This window comes from Rhodobacter sp. 24-YEA-8 (assembly GCF_900105075.1).
GTDB lineage: Bacteria > Pseudomonadota > Alphaproteobacteria > Rhodobacterales > Rhodobacteraceae > Pseudogemmobacter.
In genome coordinates this window covers 775,273-801,588 of sequence record NZ_FNSK01000001.1, presented here as the reverse complement: position 1 = coordinate 801,588, position 26,316 = coordinate 775,273, and the positions used below count along the sequence as shown (strand labels likewise).

24 protein-coding genes, 1 tRNA gene and 2 pseudogenes are annotated in these 26,316 nt (G+C 62.3%); 8 read left to right on the top strand and 19 right to left on the bottom strand.

The features are described from left to right. Window positions 1-196: 196 nt before the first annotated feature. From BLW25_RS03970 to BLW25_RS03955, 4 genes are all read right to left on the bottom strand, one after another. Window positions 197-760 carry a sarcosine oxidase subunit gamma gene (locus BLW25_RS03970; RefSeq protein ID WP_092896534.1) on the bottom strand — a complete coding sequence of 188 codons (564 nt, stop codon included), beginning with the start codon at window positions 758-760 and terminating at the stop codon, window positions 197-199. Continuing rightward, window positions 753-3,764: a sarcosine oxidase subunit alpha family protein gene (locus BLW25_RS03965; protein ID WP_092896532.1), complete on the bottom strand. Its 3,012-nt coding sequence runs from the start codon at window positions 3,762-3,764 to the stop codon at window positions 753-755. The genes BLW25_RS03970 and BLW25_RS03965 overlap by 8 nt, the downstream gene beginning before the upstream one ends. Next, window positions 3,761-4,084 (bottom strand): sarcosine oxidase subunit delta, encoded by a 324-nt coding sequence (locus BLW25_RS03960; protein WP_092896530.1) that lies wholly within the window; start codon window positions 4,082-4,084, stop codon window positions 3,761-3,763. Before BLW25_RS03960 ends, BLW25_RS03965 begins: the two co-directional genes overlap by 4 nt. A gap of 85 nt (window positions 4,085-4,169) precedes the next feature. Then, window positions 4,170-5,417: a sarcosine oxidase subunit beta family protein gene (locus tag BLW25_RS03955; protein ID WP_092896528.1), complete on the bottom strand. Its 1,248-nt coding sequence runs from the start codon at window positions 5,415-5,417 to the stop codon at window positions 4,170-4,172. A gap of 347 nt (window positions 5,418-5,764) precedes the next feature. Between BLW25_RS03955 and ccmI the strand changes: the two genes are divergently transcribed. The 3 genes from ccmI (at window position 5,765) to BLW25_RS03940 (ending at window position 7,981) form a co-directional block, all read left to right on the top strand. Then, window positions 5,765-7,165, top strand: coding sequence for a c-type cytochrome biogenesis protein CcmI (ccmI, locus tag BLW25_RS03950; protein WP_171909470.1), 1,401 nt, complete (start codon window positions 5,765-5,767; stop codon window positions 7,163-7,165). Then, complete coding sequence (ruvX, locus tag BLW25_RS03945; RefSeq protein ID WP_092896524.1) at window positions 7,162-7,638, top strand: Holliday junction resolvase RuvX; 477 nt, start codon at window positions 7,162-7,164, stop codon at window positions 7,636-7,638. Before ccmI ends, ruvX begins: the two co-directional genes overlap by 4 nt. 64 nt (window positions 7,639-7,702) lie before the next feature. After that, a complete protein-coding gene (locus BLW25_RS03940) occupies window positions 7,703-7,981 on the top strand; it encodes a DUF1289 domain-containing protein (protein WP_092901474.1) in 279 nt (92 codons plus the stop codon). 467 nt (window positions 7,982-8,448) lie between these two features. Here the strand turns inward: BLW25_RS03940 and scpA are convergent, their stop codons facing one another. Further along, window positions 8,449-10,590, bottom strand: a complete 2,142-nt coding sequence (scpA, locus tag BLW25_RS03930; RefSeq protein WP_092896520.1) for a methylmalonyl-CoA mutase — start codon at window positions 10,588-10,590, stop codon at window positions 8,449-8,451. A 92-nt stretch (window positions 10,591-10,682) separates the two neighbouring features. On the opposite strand from scpA, the gene BLW25_RS24875 reads away from it, so the two are divergent. Then, window positions 10,683-11,180 (top strand): DUF4174 domain-containing protein, encoded by a 498-nt coding sequence (locus BLW25_RS24875; protein WP_253188194.1) that lies wholly within the window; start codon window positions 10,683-10,685, stop codon window positions 11,178-11,180. 7 nt (window positions 11,181-11,187) lie between these two features. Here the strand turns inward: BLW25_RS24875 and BLW25_RS03920 are convergent, their stop codons facing one another. The 11 genes and pseudogenes from BLW25_RS03920 to BLW25_RS03880 form a co-directional block, all read right to left on the bottom strand. Continuing rightward, window positions 11,188-12,075 (bottom strand): restriction endonuclease, encoded by an 888-nt coding sequence (locus tag BLW25_RS03920; RefSeq protein WP_171909469.1) that lies wholly within the window; start codon window positions 12,073-12,075, stop codon window positions 11,188-11,190. Between the two features lie 31 nt (window positions 12,076-12,106). Then, window positions 12,107-14,110, bottom strand: a complete 2,004-nt coding sequence (locus BLW25_RS03915; RefSeq protein ID WP_092896516.1) for an acetyl-CoA carboxylase biotin carboxylase subunit — start codon at window positions 14,108-14,110, stop codon at window positions 12,107-12,109. A 129-nt stretch (window positions 14,111-14,239) separates the two neighbouring features. Then, window positions 14,240-14,494, bottom strand: coding sequence for a hypothetical protein (locus tag BLW25_RS03910; RefSeq protein ID WP_092896514.1), 255 nt, complete (start codon window positions 14,492-14,494; stop codon window positions 14,240-14,242). A 181-nt stretch (window positions 14,495-14,675) separates the two neighbouring features. Beyond that, window positions 14,676-15,074 carry a hypothetical protein gene (locus BLW25_RS03905; protein WP_092896512.1) on the bottom strand — a complete coding sequence of 133 codons (399 nt, stop codon included), beginning with the start codon at window positions 15,072-15,074 and terminating at the stop codon, window positions 14,676-14,678. Window positions 15,075-15,227: 153 nt separating this feature from the next. After that, complete coding sequence (locus BLW25_RS25190; RefSeq protein ID WP_255532374.1) at window positions 15,228-15,356, bottom strand: hypothetical protein; 129 nt, start codon at window positions 15,354-15,356, stop codon at window positions 15,228-15,230. A gap of 222 nt (window positions 15,357-15,578) precedes the next feature. Continuing rightward, window positions 15,579-15,719: a hypothetical protein gene (locus tag BLW25_RS24230; protein ID WP_171909468.1), complete on the bottom strand. Its 141-nt coding sequence runs from the start codon at window positions 15,717-15,719 to the stop codon at window positions 15,579-15,581. 211 nt (window positions 15,720-15,930) lie between these two features. Then, entirely contained in the window at window positions 15,931-16,350 is a 420-nt protein-coding gene (locus BLW25_RS03900) for a DUF6497 family protein (RefSeq protein ID WP_092896510.1), read from the bottom strand. Between the two features lie 25 nt (window positions 16,351-16,375). Beyond that, a complete protein-coding gene (locus BLW25_RS03895) occupies window positions 16,376-17,908 on the bottom strand; it encodes an acyl-CoA carboxylase subunit beta (RefSeq protein ID WP_092896507.1) in 1,533 nt (510 codons plus the stop codon). Window positions 17,909-18,263: 355 nt separating this feature from the next. Further along, window positions 18,264-18,737 carry a hypothetical protein gene (locus BLW25_RS03890; RefSeq protein ID WP_092896505.1) on the bottom strand — a complete coding sequence of 158 codons (474 nt, stop codon included), beginning with the start codon at window positions 18,735-18,737 and terminating at the stop codon, window positions 18,264-18,266. Between the two features lie 149 nt (window positions 18,738-18,886). After that, window positions 18,887-19,681 (bottom strand): PhzF family phenazine biosynthesis protein, encoded by a 795-nt coding sequence (locus tag BLW25_RS03885; RefSeq protein WP_216279327.1) that lies wholly within the window; start codon window positions 19,679-19,681, stop codon window positions 18,887-18,889. A gap of 263 nt (window positions 19,682-19,944) precedes the next feature. Next, window positions 19,945-21,092: pseudogene (locus tag BLW25_RS03880) on the bottom strand (IS3 family transposase). A 100-nt stretch (window positions 21,093-21,192) separates the two neighbouring features. On the opposite strand from BLW25_RS03880, the pseudogene BLW25_RS03875 reads away from it, so the two are divergent. After that, a pseudogene (locus BLW25_RS03875) lies at window positions 21,193-21,414 on the top strand (tyrosine-type recombinase/integrase); the annotation flags it as partial. 75 nt (window positions 21,415-21,489) lie between these two features. Further along, window positions 21,490-21,762, top strand: coding sequence for a tyrosine-type recombinase/integrase (locus BLW25_RS03870; RefSeq protein ID WP_092896501.1), 273 nt, complete (start codon window positions 21,490-21,492; stop codon window positions 21,760-21,762). A gap of 64 nt (window positions 21,763-21,826) precedes the next feature. Here the strand turns inward: BLW25_RS03870 and BLW25_RS03865 are convergent. Beyond that, window positions 21,827-21,902 (bottom strand) — tRNA-Ile (locus BLW25_RS03865). Between the two features lie 204 nt (window positions 21,903-22,106). Here BLW25_RS03865 and purM point away from each other — a divergent pair. Both purM and purN read left to right on the top strand, forming a co-directional pair. After that, window positions 22,107-23,192, top strand: coding sequence for a phosphoribosylformylglycinamidine cyclo-ligase (gene purM / locus BLW25_RS03860; RefSeq protein WP_092896499.1), 1,086 nt, complete (start codon window positions 22,107-22,109; stop codon window positions 23,190-23,192). Beyond that, complete coding sequence (gene purN / locus BLW25_RS03855) at window positions 23,189-23,782, top strand: phosphoribosylglycinamide formyltransferase (protein WP_092896497.1); 594 nt, start codon at window positions 23,189-23,191, stop codon at window positions 23,780-23,782. Before purM ends, purN begins: the two co-directional genes overlap by 4 nt. 85 nt (window positions 23,783-23,867) lie before the next feature. Here the strand turns inward: purN and BLW25_RS03850 are convergent, their stop codons facing one another. Continuing rightward, entirely contained in the window at window positions 23,868-24,884 is a 1,017-nt protein-coding gene (locus tag BLW25_RS03850) for a Hint domain-containing protein (RefSeq protein WP_171909466.1), read from the bottom strand. 213 nt (window positions 24,885-25,097) lie between these two features. Next, the gene (locus BLW25_RS03845) at window positions 25,098-26,258 is read right to left on the bottom strand and encodes an anhydro-N-acetylmuramic acid kinase (RefSeq protein ID WP_092901468.1); all 1,161 of its coding nucleotides are present in this window, start codon (window positions 26,256-26,258) and stop codon (window positions 25,098-25,100) included. Window positions 26,259-26,316 lie beyond the last annotated feature (58 nt).

Sequence of the window (26,316 nt, the reverse complement as noted above, 5' to 3'; positions counted from 1 at the left end):
CAAAAGCTCCGGATCAGCAAGCAATACAAGGCGAGATTAAACGATCCGTCTTTATGTGCAAACATTGGCCCGGGTTGCGGAAACGGGGGCGTCTCCGGCTAACGCCAATGTGCTTTCGCGATTCAAAAGCAATGCAGGACAGACCCGTCAGAAATGGGTCTGCGCAATATTAATCCAGGCCCAAAAGCGCCGCCGGTCAGAGTTCGCTGCCCGCCTGCGCCGCATGTGTCAGAAGGCCCATGACATAGCCCGCAACCGAGCGGAAACAGACCAGCGTATAGCCACCATCTGCCCCCTCTGCCGCGACCGGCCAGAAAGCCGCTGCGACCTGGGCAAAGCGCGAGCGACGGATCTCATCCGCCTCCACCTTATCCAGATCGGCCGGGGTCAGCTTGCGCAGCACCTGATCGGCCTGCGGCCCGGTCACGCGGAACACCGCCCGCGCATCCGAGACATCAACCGCCAGATGATGAGCGCCCGCCATCGCCGCAGCAATCGCGGCAAGGGCCTTCGCCACATCGCCGTATGGCAGCACGAGAAGGTATTCGTCATTGCTCATCCAGCCGCAGCTGTTCGTGCCGGCATGGGTGATCCTGCGCGCACCGGGCAGGTCGCAGCCCGTTGCGGCTTTGACCGCCGCCGCAAGCCCCTCGGTGCCGGGTTTGGCGCGCAATGTGATCATGCCCAGCGGGCCGATCTCTTCCACATGGGCGAACCCATGGGCAACCGCGCCTTTCAGGGCAGAAACCGGATCAGACATTCTGCTTCTCCCCTTCCTTGTCATAGAAAACCGGGTCAACCACCTTTGCCGCGACCGAGACGCCGCCGGACATGGCGGTGAATTCGACCACCTCGCCCATCCGTGCCGGGCCGTCTTTCAGAAGCCCCATCGCGATGCCTCTTTTCAGCGTCGGCGAATGATAGGTCGAGGTGATGCGGCCCTGGGAATTGCGGAACCCGTATTCGTTGGTGCCCGCAGCAATGACATAGGCGCCATCCGGGATCACCGACCCGTCCAGGCTTTCAAAGCCCACCAGCTTCCAGCGGTCTTTTGCCGCGAGGAAGGTGCGTTGCTGGCCGCGTTTGCCGAGGAAGTCTTCTTTCTTCTTCGAAATCGCCCAGTCGAGGTTGAGATCCTGCGGGATCACCGTCCCGTCGGTCTCGTCCCCGATCATGATAAAGCCCTTTTCGGCGCGCAATACATGCAGGCCTTCGGTGCCATAGGTCTGGAGCCCGAACTCCTCGCCCTCAGCATATAAAAGCTCCCAGAAGGCGAGCGCATGGCTCGCGGGCACTGCGATTTCGTAGCTCAGCTCGCCCGAGAAGGAGATGCGGTGAACGCGGACGGGGAAACCCGCCAGCTCGCCATCCCTGAAGGTCATGAAGGGCAGCGCCTCTTTCGAGACATCCATCCCGCCAAGTTTTTCCAGCAGTTTCCGGGCATTGGGGCCGACAACCGCGATCTGGCCATATTGCTCGGTCAGATTGGCGGTATAGACCTGCCAGTCCCACCATTCGCATTGCAGCCAGTCTTCCATCCAGCCATGGATCCGGTCCGCCCCACCCGAGGTGGTGTGGCAAAGCCAGGTGTCTTCGGCGATGCGGATCACCACACCGTCATCCGACAGGAAGCCCTGTTCGTTGCACATCAGCCCGTAGCGGCATTTGCCGATCCCGAGATTAGACATCACATTCGTGTAGAGCATATCGAGGAATTTCCCCGCATCCGGCCCTTTCACGAGGATCTTGCCCAGCGTCGAGGCATCAAGCAGGCCCAGACGCTCGCGGGTGTTGACCACCTCGCGGTTGACCGCCTGTTCATGCGTTTCGCCCGCGCGCGGATAGGTATAGGGCCGCTGCCAGAGGCCGACCGGCTCCATATAGGCGCCATGGGCCAGGTGCCAGTCATGCATCGGCGTCTTGCGCAGCGGCTGAAAGATGTCGCCGCGAGCCTCACCCGTCAGCGCACCGATGGTCACAGGCGCGTAAGGCGGGCGGAAGGTGGTGGTGCCAACCCGGGGGATCTGTTCGCCCAAAGCCTCAGCAAGCACCGCCAGACCGTTGATATTCGAGAGTTTTCCCTGATCCGTCGCCATGCCGAGCGTGGTATAGCGCTTGGTATGTTCGACCGAGACATAGCCTTCGCGCGCGGCAAGCTGCACGTCAGAGACCTTAACGTCATTCTGGAAATCGAGCCACATTTTCGATTTCAGATCGATCCCGGCCGAGGCCGGCATGATCCAGACCGGCAGCATCGCGCCCTCTTCGATCACATCCGCCGAAGCCGTCGCGACCGCGTCCGTCTTATGGCCGACAGCCTCAACCGCCAGCGCGGCCTGCGAGGCCGCATCGCTCAGCGCCTCTGCCGCCGCCAGTGCGCCATTAGCGGCGCCTGCCGGATAGACCATGGCAGTGCCATCCTCGCCCAGCGGCGGGCGGGTGGCATCGGGGCGGAACAGCGCACGCGCCTCGTCCCAGATCAGCTTGCCGCCGCAATGGGACCACAGATGCACGACCGGCGACCAGCCGCCCGACATCGCAACCGCATCGCAGGCGATTTCTTCAACCGCACCGCCCTCACCGGCCTGGAGGCCGATGGCGACACCGGTGACGCGCTTGCCGCCTTTCACCTTTACGATGCCGCGCCCGGTCTCGATCCGGATGCCCATGGCGCGGGCACGGGACGGCAGCTCGCCGGAGGTCGAGGCACGCGCATCGACGATGGTGACCTCAAGCCCCGCCTCTTTCAGCGTGATCGCGGTGCGGTAGGCATCGTCATTATTGGTGACGACAACCGTGCGCTCGCCCGGCGAGACCGCAAAATTCACCGCATAATCGCGGGTGGCAGAGGCCAGCATGACGCCGGGAATATCATTTCCAGCGAAAGACAGCGGGCGTTCCAGCGCACCTGTCGCGGCGATGACTTTCGCAGCCCGGATACGCCAGAGGCGTTTGCGGGGCCGCCCGTCGCCGGGGGTGTGGTCGGCAATGCGTTCTTCGGCCAGCACATAGCCGTGATCATAGACGCCCGAAACCATCGTGCGTGCGCGGAAGCTGACATTTTCCATCGCACCAAGGGTCTGGAGCGCCTGGGCGATCCAGGCTTCGGCCGGTTTGCCGTCGATGATATCGCCATCGACCGGCGCGCGGCCACCCCAATGCGCGGTCTGCTCGAGGATCAGTACTTTCGCACCCGAAGCCCCCGCAACCAGCGCGGCCTGAAGCCCGGCAATGCCGCCGCCGGCAATCAGGATATCGGCATGGCCATAGGTATATTCGTAACGGTCGGCATCGGCCTCTTCCGGCGGTTTGCCGAGACCGGCCGAGCGGCGGATGACCGGCTCGAACAGGTGCTTCCAGGCCGAACGCGGATGGATGAAGGTCTTGTAATAAAAGCCCGCCGGCAGGAAGCGCGCGAGTTTGTTGTTCACCGCGCCGATGTCAAATTCCAGAGACGGCCAGTGGTTCTGGCTGGCGCTGGTCAGCCCGTCAAAAAGCTCGGTCGTGGTGACGCGCTGATTGGGTTCAAACCTTGCGCCCTCGCCAAGGGCGACCAGTGCATTGGGTTCTTCCGGACCCGAGGCCATGATACCGCGCGGGCGGTGATATTTAAACGAGCGCCCGACCAGCAGCTGGTCATTGGCCAGAAGCGCCGAGGCCAGCGTGTCGCCGGCAAGCCCGTTCAGCCTTTTGCCGTTGAAGGTGAATTCCATCCGGGCCGATCTGTTGATCAGGCGCCCGCCTTTTTGCAGCCTCGCGCTCATTTCCAGCCCTTCCAACCCGGCCGTTTCGCCTGGATCTTTGCTATCAGTTCTGCAGGGGGTTCCGTGGTCTGGGCCGGATAGGTCCCGAAGACCTCGAGCGTCGCGGTGTCGCGCGCGGCGAGGAACCATTTGCCGCAGCCATAGGCATGGCGCCAGCGTTCGAAATGCACGCCTTTGGGGTTCTTGCGCGCAAACATATAGGTCTCGAATTCGGCGTCAGAGGAGCCGGGGCCGAAACGTTTCAGATGCGCCTCGCCACCGGGGGCGAGTTCGGTTTCCTCGGCTTTGACACCGCAGCAGGGACATTCAAGGATCAGCATTGGGGTGCCCCCGGGCTGGCCAGGAGCCGGGGGCGCTGCCCCCGGACCCCCGGGATATTTCTGGACAGATGAATGAGCGGGCGCATCAATGGGCAACGCCTGCGGCGACGGATTCGTCGATGAAGCGGCCTTCCTTGAAGCGCCACATATCGAATTCCCGGGCCAAAGCGCCCGGCTCGCCTTTGGCGATCAGCTCGGCCATCGCCCAGCCTGAGCCGGGAATCGCCTTGAAGCCACCGGTGCCCCAGCCGCAATTGATGAAGCAGTTTCCGAGTGGGGTTTTCGAGATGATCGGCGAGCGGTCGCCGGTCATATCGACGATGCCGCCCCATTGGCGCAGCATCTTGAGCCGCGAGATGATCGGGAAGGTCTCAACCAGGGCGCGCAGCGTTTCCTCGACATGATGGAAGGAGCCACGCTGGGTATAGTTGTTGAAGCCGTCGGTGCCGCCGCCGATCACCAGCTCGCCCTTGTCGGATTGGCTGATATAGCCGTGGACGGTATTGGCCATCACGACGATGTCGAGCACCGGCTTGATCGGTTCCGAGACCAGCGCCTGAAGCGCGATCGATTCGATCGGCAGTCGGAAGCCCGCCATTTCCGCGAGCACGCCGGAATGGCCGGCCACGACGATGCCAAGCTTTTTGCAGGAGATTTCGCCACGCGTGGTTTCGACCCCTGTCACCACACCGTTTTCCTGACGCACGGCGGTGACTTCGCAATTCTGGATAATGTCCATGCCCATGTCGGAACAGGCCCGCGCATAGCCCCAGGCCACGGCATCATGGCGTGCAGTGCCGCCCCGCGCCTGCCACTGTCCGCCCAGAACCGGATAGCGCGGCCCGTGCAGATTGATGATCGGCACGACCTTTTTGACCTGCGCGGGTTCCAGCCATTCGGTGGTGACGCCCTGCAGCTGGTTCGCGTGGACCGTGCGCTTATAGCCCCGGACCTCATGATGGGTCTGCGCCAGCATCAGAAGACCGCGCGGGGAGAACATGATATTGTAGTTCAGATCCTGGCTCAGGTTCTCGTAAAGCGCGCGCGCCTTTTCGAAGATGGCCGAGGAAGGATCCTGCAGATAGTTCGAGCGGATGATGGTCGTATTGCGGCCGGTATTGCCGCCGCCGAGCCAGCCCTTCTCGATCACCGCGACATTCCTGATGCCGTGGTTTTTGCCAAGATAATAAGCCGTTGCGAGACCATGACCGCCAGCACCGATGATGATGGCATCATATTGCTTCTTCGGCTCGGGCGAGGCCCAGGCCTTTCCCCAGCCGGAATGGTAGCGCAACGCCTCGCGGGCAAGGGCAAAGACCGAATAACGCCTCATCTGGTGAACCTCCGCCGCGCGTTTCGCATGTCGCTTTCATAGCCTCCGATTTCCGTCCTGCCCCCTGCCCGGCCTAGTATTGGGGCCCATTGTCGTGGCCGTGGCGGACGGGGACTGCAGGGCCGGAATCCGGCCTCCTATCTTCTGCCCGAGAGATGGAAAACGCCACCGCCTTCACGCGGCACAATCGGGAAAATTACGACACAGCGACCTGGCGCTGACCTCGTGGCGCCGCTGGCCGGCACCTGCCCGCCGGGCTGCGTCGATTGGCCCGGCAGGGCGGGCTTTTGCAAAGCGGTTAAAACCATTACATCACCAACAGGGTTGATGCGCGGATGATGGGGCGGATGATGGATGGACTGGGCGATGCCACCGGGTTCTGGATGGTGGCGGCGATGCTTGCGGGCGGGATTGCGATCCTCCTGACCCTCAGCCTGCTTTTTGCCCGCCGCACCCCGCCGGAACCGGAACTCGCACGGGATGTCAGCCTTTATCGCCAGCAGCTTGCCGGGATCGGGAAGGATGAGGCGCGCGGGGCGCTTGCCGGGGCCGAGGCGCAGCGGCTCAGGGCCGAAATCGGGCGCCGGCTCCTGGAAGCAGACCGGCAGAACCGGCGCGCTGTTTCAGATGCCGGCTCGCCGCGCGATCTGGTGCTGGCGGTCGGGGTGATCGTAATTGCGGTGGCGGGGGCAGTATTTCTCTATCTGCAGCTTGGGCGGCCCGGGCAGCCTGATCTGCCCATGGCGACGCGGCTGGCCGAGGCCGAAGCCCGTATGGCAACCCGACCCTCGCAGGCGGTCTATGTCGCGAACCTGCCCCCGATCATCCCGGCCGAGCCGGAGCCGGACATGGTCGAGCCGCTGCAAAAGCTGCGCGAAACGGTGGATCCGGCGGTGACTGACAACCTCCAGGGCCTCGGGCTGCGCGCGACCATCGAGGCGCGGCTGGGGAATTACGCCGATGCGATCCTCGCGCAGCGGCGTCTGATCGAGGTGCGCGGGTCTAAGGCCAGCGCAACCGATTACAGCTTTCTGACGCTTTTGCTGGTGGAACAGGCCTCGGGCTATGTCTCGCCCGAGGCCGAGGCCGAGGTGGTCCGGGGCCTTGGCCTTGACGGGCGCGCCGGGCTTGGCCGGGTGGCGGATCTTTTGCTGGCCGCAGCCCAGGGCTTCCAGCCCCGGGGCGAGGACCGCGCGGTGCTGACGGCGCTGCCGCCGGTCAGCGAGGCCACCGGCCCCCTCTTTCTCTTTGCGGGCGAGCTTTATGCCCAGGGCGGGCGGCCGGACCGGGCCTTCGCGCTCTGGCGGCCGCTGATCGAACAGGGGCCGCAGGATGGGTTCTGGGTGCCGCGCCTGCGTGACCAGATCCGGGCTGCGGCCTGGTTCGCCGGGGCCTGGGATTATCAGCTGCCCGAGGCAGAAGCGGCAGCCGGAGACCAGGCGCTGCGCGGGCCTGGCGCCGAAGACATCGCGGCCGCCGCCGGCAAGAGCGAGGCCGAGATCGGCGAGATGGCGGCGGGAATGGTTGCGGGCCTTGGCGCGCGGCTGCAAAGCGAGGGCGGCTCGGGCGCGGAATGGGCACAGCTGATCCGCGGCCTTGTGGTGCTGGGACGGATGGAGGAGGCGCGGGACATGCTGACGCGCGCCCGCAGCGCCTGGCCGGAGGAGCCCGGGGAATCCGGGGCCGCTGAGCGCGCGCTGATCGAAGCCGCCGCCAAAGCCATCCCGGCGGCCGAGGTCACGCCATGATCCTTGATGATATCTCAGAGCTGATGGCCGAACTGCCGCCTTCCGGCGCGATTATCGGTCTGGATCTGGGCACCAAAACCATCGGCGTCGCGATCTCGGACCTGCGCCGCTCGGTCGCCACGCCGACCCTGGTGATCCGGCGCGAGAAATTCACCCTCGATGCGGCGAAGCTGCTGGATCTGATAAAGGCGCGCGAGGGGAAGGCGATCGTGCTGGGCCTGCCGCTGAACATGGATGGCAGCGAGGGGCCGCGGGCACAATCCACCCGCGCCTTCGCCCGCAATCTGGAAAAACTGACGCCACTGCCGATCACCTGGTGGGATGAGCGGTTGTCAACCGTTGCGGCAGAAAGGGCGCTTCTTGAGGCGGATGCGTCGAGAAAGCGTCGGAAAGAGGTGATCGACGCGGTGGCGGCGGGCTATATTCTGCAAGGCGCGCTGGACCGGCTGGACCAGATCGCGCGCCATGGATGAGCGCGGTCCCGATGATCGGGTCTCTGATGATCCAGGGACCGGTGACAGCAGGACCGGTGAGCGGATGACCAAAGATCCGGGGCCGAAGCCAGAAAGGCAGATCGTGAAGGACGACATCTGGGCCCGCAACGAGATCGAGAGCCCCTGCGTGAAGATCTGTGTGATCCATTCCGAGGCGAAGATCTGCGTCGGATGCTACCGCACGCTCTCAGAGATCGGCGCCTGGTCCTCGATCACCGCGCCCGAGCGCCGGCGTATCATGGATGAGCTGCCCTCGCGCGCGGCCTCGCTGGTCAAGCGTCGCGGCGGTCGCGCGGCCCGGCTCGGCCGGGGAGAGGAGTGAGGGCGCCAGTCGGGGGCCCTGCCCCCGCGCGGCTTTGCCGCGTCCCCCGGGATATTTAAGGACAGATGAAGGGGAATTGAAGCGATGTCATCTGCCTCTTGTCTTTCCCGTGGATGGGTAGAGAGGGGCGGCCCAAAAGCGTGCCCGCCGGATCCACGCCTGCGGCGCGCGGTGTTGCACTTTTGCGCGACAGAAGATGCGTCGGGATCATCGCGCATTGCCGCTCCAGCGACGCATTCTGATCCCGGCCCGGGTTGTCTGCCTGCCATTGCGCCTTCGCCTCTATGTCCGGCGGGACAGCCGCATGACGGGGCGGCGCGGGCGCCTGGGTCGGGAAGGTCCAGGAGCAATGTCTCAGCCATCGCAGGATCAGTGAAAGGGCCATTAGCCCAGCAAACCGCAAAGCGAACCTCATCAGATGAAAAAGGGGGCGGTATCGCCCCCCTTCCACTGTAAAAATGCCGGTATCAGGCGCGTGTCGCCCGGATCAGGTCGAGGATCTCTTTCGCCGCATCTGGGATATTGGTGCCCGGCCCGAAGATCGCCTTCACCCCGGCCGTCTTCAGGTATTCGTAATCCTGTTGCGGGATCACGCCGCCGCAGATCACCATGATATCCCCCGCACCGGCCTTGTTCAGCGCCGCGATCAGCAGGGGCGCGAGCGTCTTATGCCCCGCCGCCTGGGACGAGATACCGATGATATGGACGTCATTGTCGATGGCATCCTGCGCGGCCTCTTCCGGGGTCTGGAACAAAGGCCCCACATCCACGTCAAAGCCGATATCGGCAAAGGCGGTCGCGATCACCTTGGCACCGCGATCATGTCCATCCTGGCCCATTTTCACGACCAGCATCCGGGGCCGGCGGCCCTCTTCTTCCGCGAAAGCCTCGACGTCTTTCTGGATCGCCTCGAATCCCGCATCGCCCTCATAGGCGGCTCCGTAAACCCCTGCCAAAGTCTTCACCTCCGCCCTGTGACGCCCGAATGTACCTTCCATCGCGAGGCTGATTTCCCCAAGGGAGGCCCGCATCCGCGCGCATTCAACGGCGGCTTCCAGCAGATTGCCGCCCTCGACAGTGCGTCGCCCCAGTTCCAGGAGCGCCGCATCACAGGCCACCTGGTCACGGGTCGCGCGGATCTGATCAAGCCGCGCGATCTGGGCATCGCGCACTTTCATATTGTCGATCTCGAGAATGTCGATCGGGTCTTCTTTCGCCTTGCGGTACTTGTTGACGCCGACCACGACCTCTTCGCCACGATCGATCATCGCCTGACGCCGGGCCGCGGTTTCCTCGATCCTCAGCTTCGGCATGCCCGAGGCAACCGCCTTGGTCATGCCCCCCATCGCCTCGACCTCTTCAATCAGCTTCCAGGCCTCCTCTGCCAGTTGCGCGGTCAGGCTTTCGACATAGTAAGACCCTGCCAGCGGATCGACGACATGGGTGATGCCGGTCTCTTCCTGCAAGATCAGCTGGGTGTTCCTTGCAATCCGGGCCGAGAATTCGGTCGGCAGCGCAATCGCCTCGTCGAGCGCATTGGTATGAAGGCTTTGCGTCCCCCCCAGCGCCGCCGACATCGCCTCATAGGCGGTGCGGACCACGTTGTTATAGGGATCGGCCTCTTGCAGGCTGACGCCGGATGTCTGGCAATGGGTGCGCAGCATCAGCGAGGACAGCTTCCTGGGTTCAAACTCCTGCATGATGCGGGTCCAGAGCATCCGCGCCGCCCTGAGTTTCGCAATTTCCATGAAGAAATTCATGCCGATGGCAAAAAAGAACGACAGCCGCCCGGCGAAATCATCGACATTCATCCCGGCCGCCAGCGCGGCCCGGACATATTCGCGCCCGTCGGCCAGAGTATAGGCCAGCTCCTGGACGAGATTCGCCCCCGCCTCCTGCATGTGATAGCCGGAGATCGAGATCGAATTGAATTTCGGCATCTCTTTCGACGTATATTCAATGATATCCGCGATGATCCGCATGCTTGGTTCAGGCGGATAGATATAGGTATTGCGGACCATGAACTCTTTCAGAATGTCATTCTGAATGGTGCCCGAAAGAAGGCTGCGCGAATGGCCCTGCTCTTCGCCCGCCACGATGAACGAGGCGAGGATCGGGATCACCGCGCCATTCATCGTCATGGAAACCGAGACTTTATCCAAGGGAATCCCGTCGAACAGGATCTTCATATCCTCGACGGAATCGATTGCCACACCGGCCTTGCCCACATCCCCCACCACGCGCGGGTGGTCGCTGTCATAGCCCCGATGCGTGGCCAGATCGAAAGCGACCGAGACGCCCTGCTGCCCCGCTGCAAGGTTCTTGCGGTAGAAGGCGTTGCTCTCTTCGGCGGTCGAAAACCCCGCATATTGCCGGATCGTCCAGGGCCTGCCCGCATACATCGTCGCGCGCGGACCACGGGTGAAGGGCGCCACACCCGGAAGCTCGCCCAGTTGCGGCAGCCCCTCCAGATCGGCCGCCGTATAGAGTGGCTTGACCTCGATCCCCTCCAGCGTCTGCCAGTTCAGGCTGGAGGCAGGTTTACCCTTCAGCTCCTTCGAGGCCAGAGCCTCCCAGGAGGCCAGGTCAGGGGTGTTCTGATCGCTCATTCTCGTCACTCCGTTCGCCAGACTGGCCCGATCTGTCGATCAGGCGCATCTCGCCGCTTGGGGTTTCGCCCGATCCACTCTATATCCGGAGCATGGATCATAAGCTCGACCGCCGTTCCCTCGTTCTCATGGCCGCAATTGCGGGCCTTGTTCCCTCCCTCCTGCAGGCGCAGGAGGCCCCGTCTGAAGAGCCGACAGCAGAGATGCCCGATCTGGGCGCCCCGTTCGGCCCGGTGCCTGCCTCAGAGATTTCCGAAGCAGACGAATTGTTCGTTCGGCGCCCTGTGATCGTCTTTGCCGACAATCCGCACGACCCGAATTTCATCCGGCAGATGGAAATCCTGCCCGACCTTTACCCGCAGCTGACGGCGCGGGATGTGGTGCTGATCACCGATACCGACCCCGCAACCCCGTCCGAGATCCGCCGCAAACTGCGCCCGCGTGGGTTTTCGCTGGTGATGATGGACAAGGACTGGCGCTCGCCGGTCCGCCGCCCTTCGCCCCGCGCGGCACGCGAGATCATCAACACCATCGACAAAATGCCCATCGCCCGCACCGAGGCGCTGGAGAAGAACCCGGCGGGGCGGTAAATTCCGCTCATTCGAAGAAATCTTCTTCGATTTCGGAAACCTTGTAGGTTTCCCGAATGCGGCATCCCACCGAAAACCTGATCAGAAGCCGTGCGAGCTCTGCCCCGTCAATCAGAACGATACGTTTATTGAGCTTTTCGGCCGTCAGACGTGCGGAGTCGGAGAAACGCGCTGTGGTAACAAAGATGCCCTTGGTCACATCCTTCAGCGCGAGGGCTCCAAAGAAATCACGCAGGGCCCCCGAGCCAACGGCAATATCCTGGCGGTAACGTTTGGCCTGAAAATAGACCTGATCAACGCCAAGCGTATCGAGATTGACGACACCATCAACGCCGTCATCCCCGGCACCGCCAAGAACATCGGCAGCATGACGCCCCTCGCCATAGCCCATTTTCACCAGCAGCTCCCGGATCGTGTGTTCGAAGAATGCGGGGCTGGCGGTGACCAGCCGCTCCACAAGCTCCTGACCCAAGGCCTCATCCAGCTGACGATGCGCATTCCGGATCGCCTCATCAGGCGTCAATGCCCCTGCCGCCGCCCCCGCCACGATACCTGCGTCGGCCTCATCGGCCGAGGCACCCAGCGAAAAGACCCGGAACTGTGGCGAAATCTCTTGCAGCCATGCCCGGGTTATGCGGTCCGGCCCCGACTGCAAGGCCTCACGACCGGAAGCGGTGATTTGCAGAACCGCGCGGCGGGGGCGCTCCAGCAACCCCGCCTGACAAAGATAGGTGGCGGCCCATGCAACGCGGTCAAAAAGCCGCGTCTTATTGCCCGACGAGACCATCTCAGCGCGCTCATCCTCAGAGAGGCCAAGCCGGTCTGCGACGATCACCGTCAGGTCGCGTGTCAGGACAGGTCCCCGATCGGCGACCTCCTGGAGAACCGGTCGCATGAATGTCTGAAATTCCGGGATCGCCATGGATCTATTCAAACTCCATGATCACATCATCCACCCTGAGGCTTTCGCCGGCTTTGGCCTTGATCAGCTTCACCACGCCCTTCTTCTCGGCCTTCAGGATGTTCTCCATCTTCATCGCCTCGACTGTGGCGAGCGCCTGGCCTTCCTGGATCTCCTGGCCTTCCTCGACCTGGATCTTCACCACCAGCCCGGGCATCGGGCACAGAAGGAAACGCGAGGTGTCCGGCGGCAGTTTCTCGGGCATCAGCCTGGCAAGTTCTGCCGCGCGGGGGCTGCGGACATGGGTTTTCAGATCGGCGCCACGGCTGCGCAGGCGGAACCCCATCGGGATCTTGTCGACCTTCATCACCAGATCCGAACCATCGACCGCGATCCGCGCCAGCGGCTGGCCCGGCACCCAGTCTGAACTCACGCGCAGGCTGCTGCCATCTGCAAAGCCCACGGTCGAGCCCTCGCGATCCGCCGCAATCGTCACCGCGAAATCATGGCCGCCAAGGCTCACGACCCAGTCATCCCCCACCCTGCGCTGGTGATTGTCCATCGTGCCGGAAATCTTCGTCCGCCGGATCTCGGCCACGCGGTTCATCGCTGCCGCCGCCGCCGCCATCCGTTTCAGCTCCGTCTCGGGCAGCGTCGCGCCCTGGAAACCCTCGGGATACTCTTCGGCGATAAAGGCGGTGGTGATGTCACCTGCGACGAATTTCGGGTGATCCATCACCGCCGCGACGAAGGGCAGGTTATGGCCGATCCCCTCGACCTCGAATGTGTCCAGCGCCAGGCGCATCTCGCCAATCGCGGCCTCACGGGTCGGCGCCCAGGTGCAGAGCTTCGCGATCATCGGGTCGTAATACATCGAGATCTCGCCGCCCTCATAGACGCCGGTATCATTGCGCACGATGCCACCGCGCGCGGTCTGCCCCTCAGCGGGCGGGCGGTAACGGGTCAGGCGGCCGATCGAAGGCAGGAAGTTGCGATAGGGGTCTTCGGCGTAAAGCCGGCTTTCCATCGCCCAGCCGTTGATCTTCAGATCCGATTGCACGAAGGGCAGCTTCTCGCCCGCTGCCACACGGATCATCTGCTCGACAAGGTCGATGCCTGTGATCAGTTCGGTCACGGGATGTTCCACCTGCAACCGGGTGTTCATCTCGAGGAAGTAGAAATTCCGCGCGCCGTCGACGATGAATTCCACCGTCCCCGCGCTGGTGTAACCCACCGCTTTCGCCAGCGCACAGGCCTGTTCGCCCATCGCCTTGCGGGTCGCCTCGTCAAGGAAGGGCGACGGCGCCTCTTCAATGACCTTCTGGTTCCGGCGCTGGATCGAACATTCGCGCTCATGCAGATAGACGGTATTGCCGTGTTTGTCGGCCAGCACCTGGATCTCGATATGGCGCGGCTGCGTCACGAATTTTTCAATGAAAATGCGGTCATCGCCGAAGCTGTTCGCCGCCTCGTTCTTTGACGACTCGAACCCTTCGCGCGCCTCATCGGCCGTCCAGGCGATCCGCATCCCTTTGCCGCCACCGCCCGCAGAGGCCTTGATCATCACCGGATAGCCGATCTGGTCCGAGATGCGCGCGGCCTCTTCCGCGTCGGCAATCAGCCCCATATAGCCCGGCACCGTCGAGACCCCGGCCTCCTGCGCCAGTTTCTTTGAGGTGATCTTATCGCCCATCTTCTCGATCGCCGGAGAGGGCGGCCCGATGAACACCACGCCCATTTCCTCAAGGGCGGCGGCGAAATCCATCCGCTCAGACAGGAAGCCATAGCCCGGATGCACCGCCTCGGCGCCGGTCTGGCGGATGGCGTCAAGGATCTTCCCGATCACGATATAGGACTGGTTCGCCGGAGCCGGGCCGATATGAACGGCCTCATCCGCCATCTGCACATGCAGCGCATTGCGGTCGGCATCGGAATAGACGGCGACCGTCTTAATGCCCATCTTCCGTGCGGTCTTGATGACACGGCAGGCGATCTCACCCCGGTTCGCGATCAGGATCTTCTTGAACATGGCTCTCCCTCAGTCCCGGCCCGGGCCAAACGGGCCGAAATGCAAAAGGGTCCTCCGGCATATGCTGCCGGAAGACCCCGTTTCAGATTGTCGAAAATAAGATCAGACCCCGCGGCTGCGGGTGACGGATCAGTTACAGTTGTTGAGGCCGGGCACCATGCAGGAGCCGCCGCCGGCAACGGCGCCGATGAGGGCGCCCTGGGTTTTCGAACCACCGGTTGCGCTTGCAACCAGCGCGCCGGCTGCGGCGCCGCCAACGGTGCGCACAGCGGCGCTGTCCATCGGCGAAGAGCTGCCATAGCCGTTGTTATAGCCGCCGCCATTATTGACGCAGCCAGCCAGCGGCAGGGCGAGAATCGGGAGGAGCAGGACAAGTTTACGCATGAGAGACTGCCTCGGTTTGTTATGGTTGAGACCGATTCTAGCGCATTCTTTTGCGTTGCAAAAGATATGCCGGCAGTTTTCACGTAAATGCGACCGCCAAAGCGGCTGAAACCCGCCAGGCCGGCGTTTATGGCCGGGGCTGCCGGGGTCATGTGACGCGAAAAGACTGCCGGCAGGAGGATCATTCCCAATCCTCCCCGTCATCCTCGTCAAAGCTGACAGCCGGTGCATCCGGCGCAAAGACAGCCGGAAAGGCCGCCTCGGCGCGTTTGACATCGATCTTCAGCAGGGCCTCATAGCTGGCCGGGTTGAAGGGATCCTCTGCGGGCACGACCTCGCGGCCAAACAGCCAGGACAGACGCCCGGCATCAAGATTGCCACGCTCGAAAACCTCTTCGCCGAAACAGGCCCAGAGTGCCGCCATAAAGGCCTCGTCAGCCTTGCGGTCGACGAATTTGCGATCCCTGAACCGCTCGCGGCGGATGATCTTTGCCGGCCCATCCTTGAGATTGGCACGACGGATGGTGAATTGGAAATCGGTTCCGGTAAGACGCCCCGGAAAGCCCCTGTGCTTTAACATGGCGCGGTTCCTTTCTTTGCGGAACCGGCTTTAGCAGGCTGGGCAGGCGTGGCGCCAGCGGCGCCGGAAACATTCGACAGAAAACCCGGAATAAATCCGGTCAGGCAGGAAAGCCGGGCGGCCGATCCGTCAGGGATCAACCGCCCTGCGAAATCACTTGTACTTGCCGGTGTAGGTCGGCTCGACCGAAACGGGCTCAGCAACAACAACGGTCTCGGTTTTCTTGGCGCAAGCGGCCAGGGTCGAGAGAGCGATAAGGGCGACGATAGCAGTGGTCCGCATGACAACCTCCAGTGCGAATCAGGGTGATGTGCCGCACCATATGGTGTGCGCTCGCAGAAGGGAATCGGAGATTTCACAGAATTTGCAAAAGCCTGCGCAACGAATGCGGCAACAGCTCTGACATGCTTTGAGACAGGCCCAAAACGGCCGGCGCCGGCCAGTGCCACGCGCCGCAGAAACGGCTCAGCCCGTCCGAATCTTCGTCCGGGCTGAGCGGTCGTCTTACTTGTATTTACCGGTATAGACCGGCTCGACCGAAACCGGCTGGTCGATATACACCACTTCTTCTTCAACTTTCTTTGCGCAGGCAGCAATGGTGCCCACGAAAGCCAGTGCAACGACAATACGGATAGTGCTCGACATCTTCTGCTCCATTCATTCAGGGATCTTGAGGCCAGCACTATGCCGGCCCTGTCCCTTTGCGAGGTAAAGGCCGCTTGGGGTCGGCCTGAGGTGAAGATAGCGGAATCCGGGGCCGAAAAACACGCGCGCGTGAGTAAGTTGCCACCCTGTGACTCCATTACATCAGAAGGAGGTGTTTTACCCCTGTTTTCAACCAGATGTAGTGCCATCTTCAGAACATCTCCCAGATGCAGGCAGCGTTTTCGAGGCGATATGCCTCGAAAAGCTGCACGGCTTCGGGATCGGTCGCGCCGAAAGGCACCGGGCGATCGGCCAGAGTGATCACGATCTGGCGCGGCGCGGGCACCATGGCCGCAACCCGCTCACGCGCGAATGTGTCACAAAGGCTCTGCATATCTTCGCTGCGGTCCTCGCCCGGTTTCAGGCTCTTATCGATGAAACGAAAGCGCGCGGTCGCGCCCTCAACTCCGGCTGTATCGCTCTGCACGTCGAGCCATTCGGCGGCTTTGCCCGAAGGCAGCGCGATTACCCCCTCGCCCGTCGCGGCGGCCTCCCCATCGTCGCAGCGCCCCGCCGCAAGGCAAAGCGCCAGAGAACTGGCAATAAAAAGACGGCTGAACAGAGAAGACATATCCCGACCTCACCTCATGGGGGTTTCAGAGCGGAATATTGTCGTGCTTCTTCCACGGGTTCGAGAGTTTCTTGTTGCGAAGGCTCGCAAAAGCGCGCGCCACACGCCGCCGGGTGGATCTGGGCTGGATCACCTCATCGATAAAGCCCTTCTCGGCCGCGACGAAAGGATTGGCGAAACGGTCCTCATAATCCTTCGTGCGCTCGGCGATCCTGTCCTTATCGCCCAGCTCCGAGCGGTACAGGATCTCGACCGCGCCCTTCGCCCCCATCACCGCGATCTCGGCGGTGGGCCAGGCATAGTTGAAATCGCCGCGCAGGTGTTTCGAGGACATCACGTCATAGGCGCCGCCATAGGCCTTGCGGGTGATAACCGTGACCTTGGGCACCGTCGCCTCGCCGTAAGCGAACAGCAATTTCGCGCCATGCTTGATCACGCCGCCATATTCCTGGCTTGTGCCCGGCAGAAAGCCCGGCACGTCAACCAGCGTCAGGATCGGGATCTCGAACGCATCGGAAAAGCGCACGAACCGTGCCGCCTTGCGACTGGAATCGATATCGAGGCACCCCGCCAGCACCATCGGCTGGTTCGCGACCACGCCCACCGTCTGCCCCTCGATCCGGATGAAACCGGTGATGATATTGCCGGCGTAATCCTTCTGGATCTCGTAAAAATCACCCTCATCGGCGATCTTATGGATCAGCTCTTTCATGTCATAGGGCTGGTTCGGATTGTCAGGGATCAGCGTGTCAAGGCTCTGCTCGATCCGGCCCGGCTCGTCAAAGAACGGCCGCACCGGTGCTTTTTCGCGATTGTTGAGTGGCAGGAAGTCAAACAGCCGGCGGATCTCGGCCAACGCCTCGACATCGTTTTCAAACGCACCATCCGCCACCGAAGATTTCTTCGTATGGGTCGAGGCGCCACCGAGTTCCTCGGCCGTCACCACCTCATTCGTGACCGTTTTCACCACATCGGGGCCGGTGACGAACATGTAAGAGCTGTCTTTCACCATGAAGATGAAGTCGGTCATCGCCGGCGAATAGACCGCGCCCCCTGCGCAGGGCCCCATGATGAGCGAGATCTGCGGCACCACGCCCGAGGCCAGAACATTCCTCTGGAACACATCGGCATAGCCGGCAAGCGAGGCCACGCCCTCCTGGATCCGCGCCCCGCCGGAATCGTTGATCCCGATCACCGGCGCCCCATTCTGGATCGCCATATCCATGATTTTGCAGATCTTCTGCGCATGGGTCTCGGATAGCGAGCCGCCGAACACGGTGAAATCCTGGCTGAAGACATAGACCATACGGCCATTGATCGTGCCCCAGCCGGTGACGACCCCATCCCCCGGAGGCCGGTCCTGCTCCATCCCGAAATCAGTGCATCGATGGGCGACGAACATGTCGAATTCCTCAAACGAGCCCTCATCGAGCAAAAGCCCGATCCGCTCGCGCGCGGTGAGTTTCCCCTTGGCATGCTGCGCATCGATACGCCGCTGCCCGCCCCCTGCCCGCGCCACCGCGCGACGGTCTTCAAGCTCTTGCAGGATATCTTTCATGGCGCACCTCCCCGGGAATCGAGAGGACAATAATATTGCGCGACAGGAAAAGAAAACGAAACTTCGAAAATTTGCAAACTATTGTCTTCACAGTTTTCGCAAAATGCAAATAAGCAAACGAACTCACTTTCCAGGACCTCACCAGGCCTGGGCATTGTTGCACTATTGTAGCGTGACAGCGAAAGTTGCACCGTTTGACAACAGAACTTGCACCAGGCGAGTTTTGAAAACGGGGCCTGAGCGCCCTTCCCGGCACGGGTTGAACGCCCTCTTAAAGCCAGGGTTAAACACCCGGCGTCAGCCCGGTTCATGTTGGGTAGCGTGTCAGCTATGCGGGACGAAGCAGACGGTCGCACTATGGAGCGCGTATCCCTGCCAGCATGCGCGGAGATCGAATTGCCTGCTTGTAGTCTTTCACCGAATTGAAGGGCCAGACAGCGTAATACCCCGCGCTCATGAACTCGCTTACTTCTTCTGGTAAAAGGTCGAAGGGTCCGAAAAAGACGCTACGCCAGAGGCCCCTGCTTACCCTAAGATTGGGATCACTTCCTGGTTGCCTGATCGGTGGCCAGCTATATTCCAGGTCGCTGTGCAAAAAGACAATCCATCGAACACAGGACTTCCTCTGTTCCAAGTTTAACCGGTTTTTGCCCTCGAGGCGGTGGGTTTTGAAGTCGTCGTAGAAAATCCAACAGGTATCCCAAATCGCGTGAATTGCCGGATCATCTGTTTGTGGCTGCAAATCTTCGAAAGCGACGTTGGTAATCTTCCCGCTTATGAAGCTTCGCAGGGTCTGAGCCGCTGCATCTCGTGCTGGGCGGTCGATCATTGGCAGCACCCTCCATCGGCGCAGATCATGCCACCAACCTCCAAGCGTCCGCAATGGGCTCAAAGCGTCGATCCGATGGCCTGCCTGCCCCCGGCCTCGCTGGACCGGGCCAGCGGTGGCCGCTATGCAGGACGAACCGGCCGTTCGGATCAGACCGCCTGAGGGATGAGAATGATAGCTTCCATGAACGTGACGGCGTTGCCTGACAGAAGCACCCTTTTCTCGGTCAACTCGCAGTCCAGCCAGCCACCACGCGCCGAAGCCTGAAAACCCATCAGTCTGTCCCGACCCAGTTTTGCAGCCCAATAGGGCACAAGTGTTGCATGGATGGACCCGGTGACCGGATCTTCGGGAATACCCGCGCCGGGTGCGAAATAACGCGAGACAAAATCTGGCGGAGCATCGTCAGCATCTACCCCTGTGACGACCAATCCGACAGAGCCGAGCCTGGAAATTGCGCTCAGATCGGGCACGAAGTTCCGGACAGCTTCTGCACTGCCAAGGTCAACGAAGATGTTCTCGAAGTTCCGGAACATGCCAGCATGGGGAACTGAAAAAATCTCGGCGATTTCAAGCGGGAGGCTCTCAATGGCTTCGGGGTCCAGGCGGGGAATGTCGAGGCGATAACCCTGCGCCGCTTTCGACACCCTCAGTTCGCCGACACGGGTATGAAATACAAGCTCGGAACTGGCACCCTGCTTCGTGAACAGGATATGCGCCGTTGCCAAAGTGGCATGGCCGCAGAAATCCACCTCATGTGCAGGGGCGAACCAGCGCAGATCCCATGCGCCATCCTGACGAGGTTTGACAAAGGCGGTCTCGGCAAGATTGTTCTCCTGCGTGATGGCCAGCATCAGATGATCAGGAAGCCAGTCTTCAAGCACCAGAACGGCGGCGGGATTACCCGCGAAAAGCTGATCGGTAAAGGCATCGACCTGATACATGCGCATGGGCAAACCTGAAATTTGGGAACGGACTTTCGAAGTATAGAGGAAGTCGCTGACCGGCGGCTATGGGCTCAAAGCGACGGGTTGCCGCCCCCTCTGGCCTCCCTTGAGGCCGGTCAGTGCATCAGCTGGGCCTTTCAGCCAGCTTCAGTGACAGAACAAACTGCTTCAACAGCCCTCGTCGTCAGCGCCGACAGTGCCTGTCCGATGACCCGGCAGTCTGAGCTACTCCCCGATGCTTGGACAGTTTTCGAGGATGTTTAAGCTACTGCCTGTGCCTGCCGGTCGGTTTCGATGCTGTTGAAGTAGACCACGGCGGGGGGCAACCCGCCATGGGCAGTGTGTGGCCGCCGATGGTTATAGAAGCTGACCCAGGATCCGATTGCGGCCTTTGCCTGAGACCCGGTCTCCCAGGCATGCAGATAGACGCATTCGTATTTCAGGGACCGCCACAGGCGCTCGATGAAGACATTGTCGATGCACCGCCCCTTGCCGTCCATCGAGATGCGGGTTCCGACGCGTTTCAGCCGATCTGTCCAAGCGAAGGACGTGAACTGGCTGCCTTGGTCAGTGTTCATGATTGTGGGCGCGCCGAACCGGTGGATGGCCTCGTTCAACGCCTCGACGCAGAAGTCCGCTTCCAGGGTGTTCGATATGCGCCAGGCCAGAACTTTGCGCGTGAACCAGTCCATGATGGCGACCAGATACAGAAACCCCCGCCGCATCGGGAGATAGGTAATGTCGGCGCACCAGACCTGACCGGGGCGATCGACCCGCAGCCCGCCCAGCAGGTAGGGATAGGTCTTGTGGCCCTTTCTCGGCTTGCTGGTGTTGGGCTTCTGGTAAATCGGCATCAAACGCATGAGCCGCATCAGCCGCCGGATGCGCTTCTGGTTCACGCCGTGCCCCTCGTTTTGCAGATGCCAGGTCATCTGCCGGACGCCGTAGAAGGGCGTATCCATGAACTGCCGGTCGATCAGCTGCATCAGGCCGAGGTTCTGATCAGTCTCTCCAGCCGGCTCGTGGCAGAACGACGAGCGCGAGATCGACAGCAGGCGGCACTGCGCCCCGATCGACAGTGCAGGGTGGTCCCGTTCGATCATCCCACGCCTCACTTTCCGCTCCACGGCTTGAGCTTTCGTGACAAAAAATCGTTGGCGACAGCCAGCTCCCCGATCTTGGCGTGCAATGACCGGACCGTCTCTTCATCCACCTCCGTCGCGGGCTTCTTGCCGCCGCGCTCGAAGATGTCCGCAGCCCCGTCGAGCAGCGATTTCTTCCATTGATGGATCATCGTCGGATGCACGCCGTATTCGGCCGCCAACTCCGACACAGTGCGCTCGCCCTTGATGGCCTCAAGTGCCACGCGCGCCTTGAAGCCCGCGTCATGGTTCCTGCGTTTTCGCATGCCTGATCTCCTCGTCCGTGGAGACCAGCAAACGTCAGATCGTAGCTTCCGTCACTGTCCGATTTCCGGGGAGTAGCTCAATCTGTCGACGCGGCAGTAGGCCTGCATCTTGCGTAACTGGGTTGCATCGATAGGTCTCGAGCCGAACGCTTACGGGAATCACTCGATGCGCCGGACGAAGGTTGCGCAGATCTACAAGAAGACCGGCAACCTGCGGGCCATTCAGCTTCTGCTCGGTCACACGAAGATGGAGAGCACTTTCCGATATCTCGCCGTCGACTCGGATGACTCGCTGACGCTGTCTGAGGGCATAGACTTGTAGCGACAAGCCGGTCGGCGGGTTCTCTGCCGGCCGGCCCTTACCCGCGCCGCAAAGGTCGTAGGGCCTACCTATCTCCTGACCGATCATGGGAAGCCGTTTTCCAGCCCGGAAAGCCTGCGCAACCGAGTTCAGAAATGGTGCGCGGCAGCGGGCATTGTCGGCAAATCGTCACATGGGATTCGCAAGGCAGTGGCCGTGTTGCTTGCCGAGGCCGGATGCAGCCAGCACCAGATCATGGCAATCATGGCTCACAGCCAGGCCAAGACCTCTGAGGTATACACGAAGGGCGCCCAGCGGCGCGCTATGTCAGGTGATGCCATGCAGGTTTTGGCAGCCTTGGAGTGGTGAGGTGTCCCGCAGTATGGTCTTGCGGGACACATTTCTCAGCAAAATATGGCTGAAATCAGTATATTGGTAGGCCCGGAGGGACTCGAACCCCCAACCAAGGCGTTATGAGCGCCCTGCTCTGACCATTGAGCTACAGGCCCGGCAGGAGCGTATGCCGCGGGGGGTGCCCCCTGTGCCATATGCCTCCCGGAAAGTGCAACCTGCCTAAGCAGATGATGGCCGGGGGTCAAGGATTCGAAACCGCTGTCTTTGTCTTGCCTGCCGGGGCGCGTTGCGCTTTGCAAGGCTTTGGGCTAAGCGGGCCGGATATTGAACGGGCGACCAGCGGGCCGGGAGACGGGCGAATGACCACGAGCGAGAATGCCGGGAAACAAGGGCTGACCTATGCGGGCGCGGGCGTCGATATCGACGCCGGAAACCGGCTGGTCGACCGGATCAAACCGGCCGCAAAGGCCACGTCGCGCAAGGGCGTGATGGGGGGGCTTGGCGGCTTTGGCGCGCTTTTCGACCTCAGGGATGCGGGTTATAAGGATCCGATCCTGGTGGCGGCAACCGATGGGGTTGGCACCAAGCTCCGGATCGCGATCGATACCGGCAATGTCGATACTATCGGCGTCGATCTGGTCGCGATGTGCGTCAATGACCTCGTCTGCCAGGGCGCGGAGCCTCTGTTCTTCCTCGACTATTTCGCCACCGGCAAGCTTGATGTCGATCAGGCGACCCGGATCATCGAAGGCATCGCAAAGGGCTGCGCCGATTCCGGCTGCGCCCTGATCGGGGGCGAGACCGCCGAGATGCCGGGCATGTATCACAAGGGCGATTTCGACCTCGCAGGTTTTGCGGTTGGCGCGATGGAGCGGGGCACCCACCTGCCCGCCGGGGTCGCCGAGGGCGATATCCTGATCGGGCTGAAGTCGAGCGGCGTCCATTCCAACGGCTATAGCTTTGTGCGCAAAGTGGTCGAGATTTCCGGCCTTGGCTGGTCCGATCCCTGCCCCTGGGCGCAATCGACGCTGGGCGAGGCGCTGCTCGCCCCGACCCGGCTTTACGTCAAACAGGCGCTGGCGGCGGCGAAACTGGGCGGCGTGCATGGGCTTGCGCATATCACCGGCGGCGGCATCACCGAGAATCCGCCGCGCGTGCTGCCCGCCCCGGACGAAAATGGCGGCCTCGCCTGCGAGATCGACCTTGGCGCCTGGGATCTGCCGGCCGTCTTCCGCTGGCTGGCCGAGACTGCCGGCATGTCGGAGCCGGAACTGCTGAAAACCTTCAATTGCGGCATCGGCATGATGCTGGTGGTTGACGCCGGCCGGGCTGATGCAATCGAGGCCAGCCTGAAAGCTGCCGGCGAAGAGCCGGTGCGGATGGGCCGGATCGTGGCGCAGGATGCTTCGGGCGAAGGCGTGATCTATAAAGGGCGCCTGCTGTGAAACGGGTTGCCATCCTGATTTCGGGGGGTGGCTCGAATATGGTGGCGCTGGTCAGGTCGATGACCGGCGACCATCCGGCCCGCGCGGTGCTGGTGGCATCGAATGATCCCACGGCCTCGGGGCTGGAAAAAGCGCGCGCGGCCGGCATTGCCACGGCCGCCGTCGATCACCGCCCGTTCAAGGGCGACCGCGCGGCTTTCGAGGCCGAACTGATCGCCCATATCGAGGCGGCACAGCCGGATATCCTTTGCCTTGCCGGGTTCATGCGCGTGCTGACGCCGGGCTTTGTCGCGCGGTTTCAGGGCCGGATGCTGAACATCCACCCATCCCTCCTGCCGAAATATCCCGGGCTGCACACCCATCAGCGCGCGCTTGATGCGGGCGATCAGGAGGCGGGCTGCACAGTGCATGAGGTGACGGCGGTGCTGGATGACGGGCCATTGCTGGGTCAGGCACGGGTGCCGGTCCTGGCAGGGGATACAGCCGAAACCCTCGCCGCGCGGGTTCTGCGCGAGGAACACCGTCTCTACCCGGAAGTGCTGCGCCGCTATGCGGCAGGCGATCACAGCCCGGTTTTCACCACCGGCTGAGTGGCGTCTGGGTCGCGTATCCGGTCCCTGTTCAGATCAGATCAGATCAGATCAGATCAGATCGCGGTTATGGCCAGAGACCGCCTCAGACAAGATGCAGCAGCTGCGCCTCGCGCCGGGTCAGGCATTGTCGCGTCGTCTGCGGCCCCCCCCGCGCACTCTCGCCGAAATAGTCCGGGAACAGCGCCAGCAATTCTTCCCGCGCGGCAGGCGAAAGCGATGCAAGCGCCATCGGGCCGGGGAAGAGGCTCTCGGCCAGCATACCTTTGGCACAGATGATCTCATGCTGCGCGAAAGCGATATGCCAGTATTCGACCCGTGGCCGGCTCTCGATCCGGACCCGCTCGCCATCCTCCAGATGCAGCGCAGCGACGAGGACCTCCTCTGCGCCGAAATTCAACTCCGCCTGCCAGCCGCTGATCAGCACGCGATGCTGTTGCGACAGAAAGACCGGACGGTCATTGCCAAGGATGCCGGTGTCAAAGCGCACCGGTGCCAGATGCGCTATACCGGCCGCTGACGCTGATCCGATCCATCGGATGCGCTGCATCCCATGGCCGCGGGTCCAGACCCGGTCGCCGGGCTGCAACTGTTCTACCGCAACGGGGCCACGCTTTGTCAGGATCCGGGTTCCGCTGACGAAACAAGGGATTGGCGGAAACAGATCCTGCGGGTCTTTAGCAAATCCGGTGAAGGGCAGCTGCGCATTCAGCGCCTCGTTCTGTTCGGCGCCATAGGTGGCAGTGCCGTTCGCAACGCCGCGCAGGTCAATCACCAGGTTGGAACTGTAGCTGAAAATCTGGTAATTCGCGCCCGAAGCCCGGCCCTGGAACATATCGTCCTGCGGGTTCAGCTGGCTGTAGACCAATGTGCCGGAGGGGTTGCTTTCCGACCAGGTGTAGATCGACACCCATTGGCCGTTATGCAAAGTGGTGTCGTTGCTGTTGGCCTGGGAGACAACGATCCGGTAAATATCGGTGGAACCGCCGATCGCATGGACATTGGTCAGGGTGACGACCATCTCCATCCCATTGCCCTGCCCGCTGGCCGCGCCATAGGTGCCGATCTGATCGCCGGTCGCGTAAAATTCAAAGGTTGCCAAGCCAGTCATCCATTCAGAGCAGCGCCCTGCCGGGCGCATATTTCCGGGTCGCAATCCCTGTCGCGACAGGTCTGGCAACAGATAGAATTCGGGCGCAGGAATTAAACGCCTGGCACGCAAAGTTTACTGTGCAATACAGGCTTCACATGGTGCGATAATGCAGCATCAGCCCCCGATCCGCCGCAGAACCTGCGGTCCGGGGGCTGCTGCCGCTCAGTCTGACAGTGCTGGCCGCGACAGGGTGCCGCCGCCGATATTGGCCGCAACGCCGGTGGTTGTCCGGCACGAGGTCGGCAGCCCCTTCGCCACCCGCACCGCGAGGAAGGCGAAGGCCTGGGCTTCGAGCATATCCCCGTCAAGGCCGACCGCCTCGACCGGATCGACCGGACAGCCGAGCCGCTTTGAGAGGCCTTTCATCATCACCGGATTATGCCGCCCGCCGCCGGTGACCAGCAGCCGCGAGACCGGGCGCGGGAAATGTTTCGCGCCTTCAACCACTGCCGCAACCGCCGCTGCGGTCAGCGTCGCCGCCGCCGCCGCGGTGTCGAGCTTTCTGACCGCAGCGACCAGCCCCGCGAAAGCGTCACGATCCAGCGATTTCGGCGGCATTTTCAGGAAATAGGGATGGGCAAGGAACTGATCCAGCACGGGCTTTTTCACCCGTCCCTTTGCCGCCACCGCGCCCCCCTCGTCATGGCTTTTCCCCAGTCGGGCCTGCATCAGGTCATTGACCGGGGCATTGGCCGGGCCGGTGTCAAAGGCCAGCAGCGCGCCTTCGGATTGTGGATGCGGCAGTGCGGGATCGACCCAGGTCAGATTGCCAACGCCGCCCAGGTTGAGAAACGCGACCGGCGCGGTCGCGCCGATCCAACGCGCCAGCGCGAAATGGTAGAACGGCGCAAGCGGTGCGCCCTGCCCGCCCATCTGCACATCTGCGGTGCGGAAATCCCACAACACCGGCAGGCCAAGCGTATCGGCCAGCAGCTGGCCATTCCCCGCCTGATGCGTGCCACGCCCGCCCGGATCATGCGCCAGAGTCTGGCCGTGGAAGCCTGCGATCTGCACACCGTCAAAGCGCGCCATCACCTCGGCATGGGCGGTCTCGACAATCTCGGTCGCCTCGGCCACGCCGGGCTCGCCGGGCCAGCGCCCGAGGGCTGCACGCAGGACCGCCTGCTCGGCCGGGGTATAGGGGCGAAAGGCCGAGGGGCCGAATTCCAGCACCTCATGGCCGTTGGTCAGCACCATCGCCGCATCGACCCCATCAAGCGAGGTCCCCGACATGGTGCCAAGCGCCCAGACCGCCGGCCCCTGATCGCCTTTATGGTCGCCATGCTTAGGGGAGGCACTTTTCCAGGGATCTTTTTCCGCCATGCTGCCCATCTTTTCCTTTACCCCCCGCCCGGCTATACCCGCCTGACTATATGCAAGC

What these genes read in the sequence shown, in the direction of transcription:
- ruvX (WP_092896524.1), top strand. Translation starts at nt 7,162, where the DNA reads ATGATCCTTGATGATATCTCAGAGCTGATGGCCGAACTGCCGCCTTCC.
- purM (WP_092896499.1), top strand. Translation starts at nt 22,107, where the DNA reads ATGACCACGAGCGAGAATGCCGGGAAACAAGGGCTGACCTATGCGGGC.
- BLW25_RS03965 (WP_092896532.1), bottom strand. Translation starts at nt 3,764, where the DNA reads ATGAGCGCGAGGCTGCAAAAAGGCGGGCGCCTGATCAACAGATCGGCC.
- BLW25_RS03915 (WP_092896516.1), bottom strand. Translation starts at nt 14,110, where the DNA reads ATGTTCAAGAAGATCCTGATCGCGAACCGGGGTGAGATCGCCTGCCGT.
- BLW25_RS03895 (WP_092896507.1), bottom strand. Translation starts at nt 17,908, where the DNA reads ATGAAAGATATCCTGCAAGAGCTTGAAGACCGTCGCGCGGTGGCGCGG.
- BLW25_RS03905 (WP_092896512.1), bottom strand. Translation starts at nt 15,074, where the DNA reads ATGTTAAAGCACAGGGGCTTTCCGGGGCGTCTTACCGGAACCGATTTC.
- BLW25_RS03845 (WP_092901468.1), bottom strand. Translation starts at nt 26,258, where the DNA reads ATGGCGGAAAAAGATCCCTGGAAAAGTGCCTCCCCTAAGCATGGCGAC.
- BLW25_RS03885 (WP_216279327.1), bottom strand. Translation starts at nt 19,681, where the DNA reads ATGTATCAGGTCGATGCCTTTACCGATCAGCTTTTCGCGGGTAATCCC.
- BLW25_RS25190 (WP_255532374.1), bottom strand. Translation starts at nt 15,356, where the DNA reads ATGCGGACCACTGCTATCGTCGCCCTTATCGCTCTCTCGACCCTGGCC.
- BLW25_RS03955 (WP_092896528.1), bottom strand. Translation starts at nt 5,417, where the DNA reads ATGAGGCGTTATTCGGTCTTTGCCCTTGCCCGCGAGGCGTTGCGCTAC.
- BLW25_RS24875 (WP_253188194.1), top strand. Translation starts at nt 10,683, where the DNA reads ATGGATCATAAGCTCGACCGCCGTTCCCTCGTTCTCATGGCCGCAATT.
- BLW25_RS03940 (WP_092901474.1), top strand. Translation starts at nt 7,703, where the DNA reads ATGACCAAAGATCCGGGGCCGAAGCCAGAAAGGCAGATCGTGAAGGAC.
- scpA (WP_092896520.1), bottom strand. Translation starts at nt 10,590, where the DNA reads ATGAGCGATCAGAACACCCCTGACCTGGCCTCCTGGGAGGCTCTGGCC.
- BLW25_RS24230 (WP_171909468.1), bottom strand. Translation starts at nt 15,719, where the DNA reads ATGTCGAGCACTATCCGTATTGTCGTTGCACTGGCTTTCGTGGGCACC.
- BLW25_RS03910 (WP_092896514.1), bottom strand. Translation starts at nt 14,494, where the DNA reads ATGCGTAAACTTGTCCTGCTCCTCCCGATTCTCGCCCTGCCGCTGGCT.
- BLW25_RS03900 (WP_092896510.1), bottom strand. Translation starts at nt 16,350, where the DNA reads ATGTCTTCTCTGTTCAGCCGTCTTTTTATTGCCAGTTCTCTGGCGCTT.
- BLW25_RS03970 (WP_092896534.1), bottom strand. Translation starts at nt 760, where the DNA reads ATGTCTGATCCGGTTTCTGCCCTGAAAGGCGCGGTTGCCCATGGGTTC.
- BLW25_RS03890 (WP_092896505.1), bottom strand. Translation starts at nt 18,737, where the DNA reads ATGATCGACCGCCCAGCACGAGATGCAGCGGCTCAGACCCTGCGAAGC.
- ccmI (WP_171909470.1), top strand. Translation starts at nt 5,765, where the DNA reads ATGATGGATGGACTGGGCGATGCCACCGGGTTCTGGATGGTGGCGGCG.
- BLW25_RS03920 (WP_171909469.1), bottom strand. Translation starts at nt 12,075, where the DNA reads ATGCGACCGGTTCTCCAGGAGGTCGCCGATCGGGGACCTGTCCTGACA.
- BLW25_RS03960 (WP_092896530.1), bottom strand. Translation starts at nt 4,084, where the DNA reads ATGCTGATCCTTGAATGTCCCTGCTGCGGTGTCAAAGCCGAGGAAACC.